The sequence below is a fragment of the Streptomyces sp. NPDC006197 genome, assembly GCF_040613865.1.
Classification (GTDB): Bacteria; Actinomycetota; Actinomycetes; order Streptomycetales; family Streptomycetaceae; genus Streptomyces.
This window is the reverse complement of sequence record NZ_JBEXSZ010000045.1, coordinates 43099-51773: the sequence shown is the minus strand read 5'-3', so window position 1 is coordinate 51773 and position 8675 is coordinate 43099. Positions and strand designations below refer to the sequence as shown.

10 protein-coding genes are annotated in these 8675 nt (G+C 71.9%); 3 read left to right on the top strand and 7 right to left on the bottom strand.

The window, feature by feature from the left end; all coding sequences use genetic code 11:
• Window positions 1-65 precede the first annotated feature (65 nt).
• A complete protein-coding gene (locus ABZ318_RS16700) occupies window positions 66-1094 on the top strand; it encodes a spermidine/putrescine ABC transporter substrate-binding protein (RefSeq protein WP_356903192.1) in 1029 nt (342 codons plus the stop codon).
• 77 nt (window positions 1095-1171) lie between these two features.
• Complete coding sequence (locus ABZ318_RS16695; protein WP_356903190.1) at window positions 1172-1708, top strand: hypothetical protein; 537 nt, start codon at window positions 1172-1174, stop codon at window positions 1706-1708.
• Here the strand turns inward: ABZ318_RS16695 and ABZ318_RS16690 are convergent.
• The 6 genes from ABZ318_RS16690 to ABZ318_RS16665 all read right to left on the bottom strand — a co-directional run bounded on the left by ABZ318_RS16690 (window position 1674) and on the right by ABZ318_RS16665 (window position 7302).
• A complete protein-coding gene (locus ABZ318_RS16690; protein ID WP_356903189.1) occupies window positions 1674-2837 on the bottom strand; it encodes a serine hydrolase domain-containing protein in 1164 nt (387 codons plus the stop codon). The two genes, ABZ318_RS16695 and ABZ318_RS16690, sit on opposite strands and share 35 nt — an antisense overlap.
• Before the next feature lie 96 nt (window positions 2838-2933).
• A complete protein-coding gene (locus tag ABZ318_RS16685; protein ID WP_356903188.1) occupies window positions 2934-3638 on the bottom strand; it encodes a response regulator transcription factor in 705 nt (234 codons plus the stop codon).
• Complete coding sequence (locus ABZ318_RS16680) at window positions 3635-4780, bottom strand: histidine kinase (protein WP_356903187.1); 1146 nt, start codon at window positions 4778-4780, stop codon at window positions 3635-3637. Before ABZ318_RS16680 ends, ABZ318_RS16685 begins: the two co-directional genes overlap by 4 nt.
• The gene (locus ABZ318_RS16675) at window positions 4780-5565 is read right to left on the bottom strand and encodes an SAM-dependent methyltransferase (protein ID WP_356903186.1); all 786 of its coding nucleotides are present in this window, start codon (window positions 5563-5565) and stop codon (window positions 4780-4782) included. The genes ABZ318_RS16680 and ABZ318_RS16675 overlap by 1 nt, the downstream gene beginning before the upstream one ends.
• The gene (locus tag ABZ318_RS16670) at window positions 5562-6251 is read right to left on the bottom strand and encodes a glycerophosphodiester phosphodiesterase (protein ID WP_356903185.1); all 690 of its coding nucleotides are present in this window, start codon (window positions 6249-6251) and stop codon (window positions 5562-5564) included. The genes ABZ318_RS16675 and ABZ318_RS16670 overlap by 4 nt, the downstream gene beginning before the upstream one ends.
• 19 nt (window positions 6252-6270) lie before the next feature.
• Window positions 6271-7302: an adenosine deaminase gene (locus ABZ318_RS16665; RefSeq protein ID WP_356903184.1), complete on the bottom strand. Its 1032-nt coding sequence runs from the start codon at window positions 7300-7302 to the stop codon at window positions 6271-6273.
• Window positions 7303-7377: 75 nt separating this feature from the next.
• Here ABZ318_RS16665 and ABZ318_RS16660 point away from each other — a divergent pair, with 75 nt between their 5' ends.
• The gene (locus tag ABZ318_RS16660) at window positions 7378-8046 is read left to right on the top strand and encodes a DUF4190 domain-containing protein (RefSeq protein WP_356903183.1); all 669 of its coding nucleotides are present in this window, start codon (window positions 7378-7380) and stop codon (window positions 8044-8046) included.
• Between the two features lie 79 nt (window positions 8047-8125).
• On the opposite strand, the gene ABZ318_RS16655 is transcribed toward ABZ318_RS16660, so the two are convergent.
• A complete protein-coding gene (locus ABZ318_RS16655; RefSeq protein WP_356903182.1) occupies window positions 8126-8656 on the bottom strand; it encodes an SMI1/KNR4 family protein in 531 nt (176 codons plus the stop codon).
• Window positions 8657-8675 lie beyond the last annotated feature (19 nt).

Genomic DNA, 8675 nt, shown 5'->3' with positions numbered 1-8675 from the left:
CGAAGCCCGCGGAGACGCCGGAGGTGAGGACCTGGTCGCTCCAGGGGGGTGGGAGCTGGCCGGTTTTGGCGAACTGGGCCTTCTCCAGCGGGCCCATCGACACCGACGACGACACCTCGAAGCGGCCCACCCTGGACGCCTTCCGGAAGCGGACCGGGATCTCCGTCCGGTACACCGAGGAGATCAACGACAACGACGAGTTCTTCGGCAAGATCAGCCCGTCCCTGATGAACCACCAGGAGACCGGCCGCGACCTGATCGTCGTCAGCGACTGGATGGCCGCCCGCTTCGTCCGCCTCGGCTGGGTCCAGGAGATGGACCGCGCCGCCCAGCCGAACGTCGCGAAGCACCTCAACCCCCAGCTGCGCGAGCCCGCCTTCGACCCCGGCCGGCTGCACAGCGTGCCCTGGCAGTCCGGGATCACCGGCATCGCGTACAACCGGAGGAAGCTCGGCCGGGAACTGCGCTCCACCAAGGAGCTGTGGGCCGACGACCTGCGGGGCAAGGTCACCCTGCTGTCGGGGCTCGACGAGTCCTTCGCCCTGCTCATGCTGGGCGAGGGCGTCGACGTGACGCGGTGGACCGGCGACGACTTCCACGCCCTGTGCGAGCGGATCGAGGGACTCGTCCGGAACAAGCACATCCGGCGCTTCACCGGGAACGACTACATCAAGGACCTGTCCACCGGCGACGTCCTCGCCTGCCAGGCGTACTCCGGCGACGTCATCCAGCTCCAGGCCGACAACCCGGACATCGAGTTCGTCGTCCCCGAGGAGGGCGCCGAACTGTGGGCCGAGTCCCTCATGGTGCCCAACCTCGCCCGGCACAAGTCCAACGCCGAGAAGCTCGTCGACTACTACTACGAGCCCGAGGTCGCCGCCGAACTCGCCGCCTGGGTCAACTACGTCTGTCCCGTCCCGGCCGCCCAGGACGTCCTGGCGAACTCCGGCGACGAGGAGCTCGTCGCGCTCGCCGAGGACCCGCTGATCTTCCCGGACGCCGACATGAGCGGCCGGCTCGCCATCGCCCGGGACATCACCACCGAGGAGCGCCAGGAGTTCGCGAAGCGGTGGAACTCGATCGTCGGGCTGTGAGACCCCTCCTCTTGAACGCGCTCAAAAAACACCGCCCTGACTTCTGAACGCGTTCAAGAGGGGCGTACGCTGACCCCATGAGCGACACGAACGGGCCGAGAGCCCTTCTCACACGCATCCGCGTCTGGCTGATCGTCTTCGTCGTCTGCCTGGTCCTGAGCGGGGCCACCGCCTTCCCGCTCGTCACCGAACTCCGGCTCCTCGACTCCGCACTGGCCGGCTGGGCCTCGCCCGCGGCCGACCTGCTCCCCGGCCTCGCCGAATGGATCCACCGGGTACGGGAGGGAGTCGCGGCCGCCGACGCGCAGGCCCCGTACCTGCTCTACGGCACCGACTGGCTGGCCTTCGCCCACCTCGTCATCGCGGTCGCCTTCCACGGCCTGTACCGCGACCCGGTCCGCAACATCTGGGTGATCGAGTTCGGCATGATCGCCTGCGTCGGCATCGTCCCCCTGGCCCTGATCTGCGGACCGATCCGGGACATCCCCTTCTGGTGGTCGGTCGTCGACATGTCCTTCGGCGTCATCGGCATCCTGCCGCTGCTCCACGTACGCCGGATGATCAAGCGCCTTGAGGCGCTCACTCCGACGGCGCTCCGAACGTCGCCAGCATGAGGCGCAGGGCCGTCGGGTTCATGTCCTGGCCCTTGGCGTCCGTGGAGTTGACGCTGTAGACGAGCGTGCGGGCGCCGTCGCGGGTCGAGGCGATGGCCGCGTTGTAGCCCCAGCGGCCACCCGTCTTGCCCCACACCTCCCGGCCGCCGAGCTTCTTCATCGACAGGCCGGCGGAGTACGCGGCCGGGTCGCCGGTCTTGAAGTCGGGAACCTTCGGGAGCGTGAACATCTCCTCCAGGAGCGGACCGCGCACCACACCGCCCGCGAACAGGACGCGGGTGAAGCGCTCCAGGTCCGCGGTGGTGGAGACGAGGTCCCCGGCCGCCCAGCCGTCCGTCGTCCCCCACACCGAGACGTCACGCAGCCCGGTCGAGCCGTCGTCGAGCCTCATCGTCTGGTAGCCGTGGTTGTACGGGCCGCGGATCTCCGGGTCCGCGCCCGGGAAGTACGTGTCGCGCAGCCCCAGCGGCCGCAGGATCCCCCGCTCCACCTGGTGCTCGTACGAGTCGCCCGTGACCCGCTCCACGATCAGGCCCGCGATCGTGTACCCGATGTTCAGGTAGTGCTGCCTCGTGCCCGGCCGGAACTCGCGCGGCTTCGCCGTCGCCGAGCGGACCATCTCCTCCGGGCTGTGGACGACGAAGCGGTTCGCGTACCACTCCTCGACCGTCTCGCCCGGCATGTCGGCGGCCGGGATGCCGTGGGTGTGGTTCAGGAGCTGACGCACGGTCACCCGGGCGTAGCGGCCGGGGATCAGGTCCGGGAGGTACGCGCGGGCCGGCCGGTCCAGATCGATCCGGCCCTCCGCGGCCAGCTGGAGGACGGTCGCCGCCGTGAACACCTTCGTCACCGAACCGGCCCGGAAGCGGGCGGCCGGGTCCGCCGGGGCGTTCGTCTCCAGGTCGTGCACGCCCGTGCTGCCCCGCCAGGAGCCCTCGGTGCCGCCGACCCGGACCAGCGCGGCCGTCGCGTCGGCGCGGGGGAGGCCCGCGATGACCGCGCTCAGGTCCGGCCCGGACGTCCGTGTCACGGCCGGGGAGGTGGCGGCGAAGGCGGGGGTGAGCGCGGGCCCGGCGGCGACGCCCAGGACCAGGGCGGCGGCGAGCAGGGCGCGGGTGGACTTCCGCATGGTCAACTCCGGTGGTGTGAGCCGTTGTTCTCGATGGCTCCATCCTGCTGACCGGCGGCGACCGGCGGATCGCCCGCACCGGCGGTCTTCGCCGGGTCAGTTCCTCCCCGGCGCGGGGGAGGAACCCCCGCCCCCGCCTCCCCCGGGCGGGGGAGAGCCCGCCGCGACCAGACCCGTCTCGTACGCGCAGATCACCGCCTGGATGCGGTCCCGCAGCCCCAGCTTGGCCAGCACGTTGCCCACGTGCGTCTTCACCGTGTGGTCGCTGACCACCAGCTCCGCCGCGATCTCCGCGTTCGACAGGCCCCGGGCGAGCAGCAGCAGGGTCTCGCGCTCCCGCCCGGTGAGGACGTCGAGCCGGGGATCGGTCCTGCGCGGTCCGCCCGACGTGTACTGCTCCACGAGCCGTCGCGCCACGGACGGCGCGAGCAACGAGTCGCCCGCCGCCACCACCCGTACGGCGTGCACGAGGTCGTCCCGCCGCACGTCCTTGAGGAGGAAACCGCTCGCGCCCGCGTGCAGCGCCTCGTACACGTACGCGTCGGTGTCGAAGGTCGTCAGCATCACCGTCCGGCAGCCGGACTCCGCGCTGATCGCCCGGCAGGCCTCGATGCCGTCCGTCCGGGGCATCCGGATGTCGAGCAGCGCCACGTCCGGCGCGAGCCGCCGCACCGCCTCGACGGCCTCCGCCCCGTCCCCGGCCTCCGCCACCACCTCGATGTCCGGCTGCGCGTCCAGGATCATCGCGAAGCCGCTGCGCACCAGTTCCTGGTCGTCCGCGACCACCACCCGGATCGTCATCCCTTCCCCTCCTGTACGGGCAGCAGGACCCGCACCTCGAAACCCCGGCCGCCGGGACCCGGGCCCGTCTCCGCCGTCCCGCCGTGCGCGGCGGCCCGCTCCCGGACGCCCATCAGGCCGTGCCCGCCCGGACCGCCCTGCGGGCCGCGCCCGTCGTCGGTCACCGTGACCCGCAGGACGCCGTCGGCGTGGGCGAGCCGGACGTCGACCGTACGGGCCTGCGCGTGCTTCACCACGTTCGTCAGCGCCTCCTGCACGATCCGGTAGACGCTCGCGCCGGTCGCCGCGGGCAGCGCCCGCACCCCGCCCTCCGTCGTGTACCCGACGGTCAGACCGCCGGCCCGCACCCGCTCCAGGAGGCCCGGGAGGTCGGCGAGGTCCGGCTGGGGCTCGCGGGGCGCCGCCTCCCCGCCCTCCCGCAGCAGTCCCAGCATCTGCCGCAGCTGGACCATCGCCTCCCGGCCCGTCTCCGAGATCGCCTCGAACGCGGCCTCCGCGCGCTCCGGCGCGGTCCGCACCGCCACCGGGCCCGCCTCCGCCTGCACCACCATCAGGCTCACCGCGTGCGACAGGACGTCGTGCATCTCCCGGGCGATCCTGGCCCGCTCCCGCGCCGCCGCCCGCTCGGCCTCCACCCGCTGCGCCCGCTGCCGGGCGTCCGTGAGCCTCCCGAAGACATAGGCGGCGCCGAACACGAAGAGGGAGAAGGTGAGTTCACGCGCCGACTGGGTGTTGAGCCACACGGAGGCCGGCACCGCCACCACCAGGAGCCCCGCCGTCGTGAACCGCTTCCACGCCGGCGACAGCGCGGCGATCGTGTAGACGCCGACGAGCCCGGTGTACGGCAGCGGCTGCCCGGGGCCCTCCAGGGCCAGCTTGTACAGCGCGCTCGCCGCCAGGATCGCGAGCAGCACGGCGAGCGGCGCGCGCCGCCGCCAGACCAGCGGCACCACGGTCAGCGTCGTCAGCCCGTACGCCGGCCAGGTCGCCGGTTCGAGCTCGGGCCCGCGCGGCACCACGAACGGCATCGTCATCGCCGCCTGCACGAGCAGCGCGATCCCGGTGTCCACCGCCCACGGGTTCGCCGCGCCCCAGGTCCGCGCCCGCTCCCACCCGCTGCGTACGTCCCCCCGTATGCCCATTACGGCTTGCGGCCCACCGCGCCGAACTGCGCCACCACGTGCGCCTCCTCGGAGGAGGGCCGCCAGCGCGAGCAGGAGACGATGCCCGGCTCCAGGAGGTCGAGGCCGTCGAAGAAGGAGGCGAACTCCTGCCGGGTGCGGGCGGTGATCGGCGGGGTCGCGTTCTCGTTCCAGAAGGCCATCGCGGCCTTGTTGCCCTCGCCGCCGAGCTCCGGCTCCAGCGTCGGATGGGTCATCACCAGATGGCTGCCGGAGGGCACGGCGGCCATCAGGGTCCGCACGATCGACCGGGCCTCGTCGGTGTCCAGGACGAAGTTGAGGATGCCGAGCATCATCACCGCGACCGGGCGGGACAGGTCCAGGGCCCCGGCGGCCGCCGCGACGATCCGCTCCGGGTCGTGGGCGTCGGCGTCCACGTACTCGGTGACGCCCTCCGGCGCGCCGGTCAGGAGGGCGCGGGCGTGCGCCAGGACGATCGGGTCGTTGTCGACGTAGACGATCCGGGCGTCGGGGGCGATCCGCTGCGCCACCTCATGGGTGTTGTCCGCGGTCGGCAGCCCCGTACCGATGTCCAGGAACTGGCGGACGCCCGCCTCGGCGACCAGATGGGTCACCGTCCGCCCGAGGAACGCCCGGTCAGCGCGTGCCACTTCGCCGATGCTCGGGTAGAAGCCGGTGACGGTGTCGCCGACCGCGCGGTCCACCGGATAGTTGTCCTTGCCGCCCAGCCAGTAGTTCCACACCCGGGCGTTGTGGGCGATGTCGGTCCTGATCCGGTCGTTCACGCGCGGGCCTTTCGCAACAGGGCGGCGAGGGTGTCGACCCGATTCGTGGTGATCGCGTCGACCCCGGTCAAGATCAGCTTACGCATGGTGCGCGCGGTGTCCGCCGTCCAGGTCGAGACGAGCAGCCCGTCCCGGTGGACCCGCTCGGTCAGCTCCCGGCTCACCAGACCGAAACGGTAGTTGAGCCACCGCGGCCGCACGGCGTCGAGCAGCACCGGCCGGGGCGGGGCGAGCGTGGTCCAGGTCAGGGCGATCTCGGCGGCCGGGTCGGCGGCCCGCACCTGGAGCATGGCGACGGCGCCCGCGCAGTAGTAGACGCGCTCCCCGGCCTCGCACTCGCGGACCGTGCCGACGATCCGGCGGACCGAGTCCTCGTTCCCGCCCGGCAGGTCCAGCATCAGCCGGCGGTCCCCGGCGACGAGCAGCGCGTCGCGGAGGGTCGGCACCTCGCCGCGCGTCAGCTCGCGCAGCCGCTCGTGCGTGAGGCCGGCGAGCGGCCGGTCGTGGCCCCACAGGCGCTTCAGGGTGTCGTCGTGGAGCAGGACGGGCACCCCGTCCTTCGTCAGCCGGACGTCGACCTCGACGGCGTCCGCCCCCCGCTCGATCGCCGAGGCGATCGAGGGGAGCGTGTTCTCGCGGACGCGGTACGGATCGCCGCGATGGCCTACGACAGTGACGGAGCGCATGGCCCCATTCTCGTCGCCGTCAGCGCGCCAGCCAGTCGTTCGTGTACGTGTCGATCTCGGCGGCGATCCGGGCCTTGCCGGCCGCGTCGAGGAACGAGGCCTCCACCGCGTTCTTGGCGAGGGCGGCGACACCGCGCTCGTCGAGGCCGAGGAGACGGGCGGCGACGGCGTACTCGGTGTTGAGGTCCGTGCCGAACATCGGCGGGTCGTCGCTGTTGATCGTGACGAGGACGCCGGCGTCGACGAACTGCCGGATCGGGTGCTCCTCCAGGGTGGCGACGGCCCGGGTCGCGATGTTCGACGTCGGGCAGACCTCCAGGGCGATGCGGTGCTCGGCGAGGTACGCGAGCAGTTCGGGGTCCTGGGCGGAGCTGGTGCCGTGGCCGATGCGCTCGGCGCCCAGCTCGCGGATCGCGTCCCAGACGGTCTCGGGCCCGGTCGTCTCGCCCGCGTGCGGGACGGAGTGCAGGCCGGCCGCGCGGGCCAGGTCGAAGTACGGCTTGAACTGCGGGCGCGGCACACCGATCTCCGGGCCGCCGAGACCGAAGGAGACCAGGCCCTCCGGGCGCAGCCCGTCGGTGGTGGCGAGCCGCGCGGTCTCCTCGGCGGCGACGAGGCCGGCCTCGCCGGGGATGTCGAAGCACCAACGCAGGATCGTGCCGAACTCGGCCTCGGCGGCCTTGCGGGCGTCCTCGATCGCCGCCATGAAGGCGCGCTCGTCGATGCCGCGGCGGGTGGAGGAGTACGGGGTGATGGTCAGCTCGGCGTAGCGGATGTTCTGCCGGGCCATGTCACGGGCGATCTCGAAGGTCAGCAGCCGGACGTCCTCGGGCGTGCGGACCAGGTCGACGACCGACAGGTAGACGTCGATGAAGTGCGCGAAGTCCGTGAACGTGAAGTAGTCGGTGAGGGCCTCCGGGTCCGTGGGGACCTTGGAGTCCGGGTGCCGGGCGGCGAGCTCGGCGACGATCCGGGGGGAGGCGGAGCCGACGTGGTGGACGTGCAGCTCGGCTTTGGGGAGGCCGGCGATGAAGGGGTGGAGATCGGTCATCGGGTCATCGTAGGCCGGGCGGTTCCCCCGCAGGGGTGAGGTCGTAACATGGCGTGACCATGATGGGGGAGGCCCATGTCTGACAACCGAGACCAGTCGCAGGGCGGTTACGACCCGACGGACCCCTGGGCTCCGCCGAACCGCGACGGGGTGGAACTGAGCAAGCCGGCGACGCCGTCGCCCTCGCCGGTGCACGACCAGCCGACCATGACGTCCTTCCCGGCCGCGCCGGGCGGAGACGTCCCGCCGCCCCCGGTCGCTCCCGGCGGCCCGGCGGCCACGCCGGGGTACGGCTATCCGGCGGCCACGTCCGGCGGCTACGGCTACCCGACGGCGGCCACGACCCCGCCGACCGCCCCGGGGTACGGCTACCCCGGGTATCCGGGATACGCCCAGTCGGGGCAGCCCGGTTGGGCGCAGCCCCCGTCCAACGGCATGGGCACGACGGCGATGGTGCTCGGCATCATCTCGGTCGCGGGCTTCTGCATGTACGGACTGGGGGTGATCCTCGGCATCCTGGCGCTGATCTTCGGCATCATCGGCATGAAGAAGGCGGGCCGGGGCGAGGCGACCAACCGGGGCATGGCGCTGGCCGGCGTCATCCTCGGCTCGATCGGCATCCTGGTCAGCGCCGTCTTCCTGGGCTTCATGATCTGGGCGATCTCCCAGGACTCCTCGTCCTTCGACGACTCCTACGACGAGGACCCCTTCGCGTCGAGCCTGGTGGTCGAGAGCGGCCGCTGACGTCCGCACGCGCGCGAAGGGCCCCGCACCCCCCCGAGGGGGTGCGGGGCCCTTCACGTGCCCTCATGCGCCGGAGGCGTCAGTCCACGGATTCCCGAGGCTCGTAGCTGCGGTTGTCCGTCGCCCACCGAAGGAGATCGGCGAAATCACCGAAGAACGAGCTGTCTCCTCCACCCGTCCACCAGAACCTCTCCGGTGCCGCCCCCTTCGAGTCGACCAGAAAGATCGCCTGGTCGCCTTCCGGTGTGACGGCCACGGGGAAGAGCGAGGACGACGCAGGAAGTCCGACATCCTGGAGGAACTCCGCGTCGTCGACGACGCGCAACAGGGCCAGCGCCCGGCCCGCACGAGACGAAGGCCTGTCGAACCAATCGCTACAGCCCAGGACGGAGAGGTTGAGATAGAACCCCTCCATGCCGTCCGAGAGGAGGAGGAACTCCTCGTATCGCGGCTCAAGGGGCTGAGCGGCACGCTCGGCCAGAGCGGCGATCTGCTCCGGAGTGGCCGGTGGACGGAGTGACGGCAGCGGCGAGGAGCCGATGGGGGAATCGGCCAGGTACTCCCGGATTCTCAGTGCCGTCAAGTCGGCCACCACATCACGCATGGTCATTCTTTGCTCCCGCTGTTCG

Coding starts and splice junctions, on each gene's coding strand:
- ABZ318_RS16695 (WP_356903190.1), top strand. CDS start 1,172: ATGAGCGACACGAACGGGCCGAGAGCCCTTCTCACACGCATCCGCGTC.
- ABZ318_RS16690 (WP_356903189.1), bottom strand. CDS start 2,837: ATGCGGAAGTCCACCCGCGCCCTGCTCGCCGCCGCCCTGGTCCTGGGC.
- ABZ318_RS16685 (WP_356903188.1), bottom strand. CDS start 3,638: ATGACGATCCGGGTGGTGGTCGCGGACGACCAGGAACTGGTGCGCAGC.
- ABZ318_RS16680 (WP_356903187.1), bottom strand. CDS start 4,780: ATGGGCATACGGGGGGACGTACGCAGCGGGTGGGAGCGGGCGCGGACC.
- ABZ318_RS16670 (WP_356903185.1), bottom strand. CDS start 6,251: ATGCGCTCCGTCACTGTCGTAGGCCATCGCGGCGATCCGTACCGCGTC.
- ABZ318_RS16665 (WP_356903184.1), bottom strand. CDS start 7,302: ATGACCGATCTCCACCCCTTCATCGCCGGCCTCCCCAAAGCCGAGCTG.
- ABZ318_RS16660 (WP_356903183.1), top strand. CDS start 7,378: ATGTCTGACAACCGAGACCAGTCGCAGGGCGGTTACGACCCGACGGAC.
- ABZ318_RS16655 (WP_356903182.1), bottom strand. CDS start 8,656: ATGACCATGCGTGATGTGGTGGCCGACTTGACGGCACTGAGAATCCGG.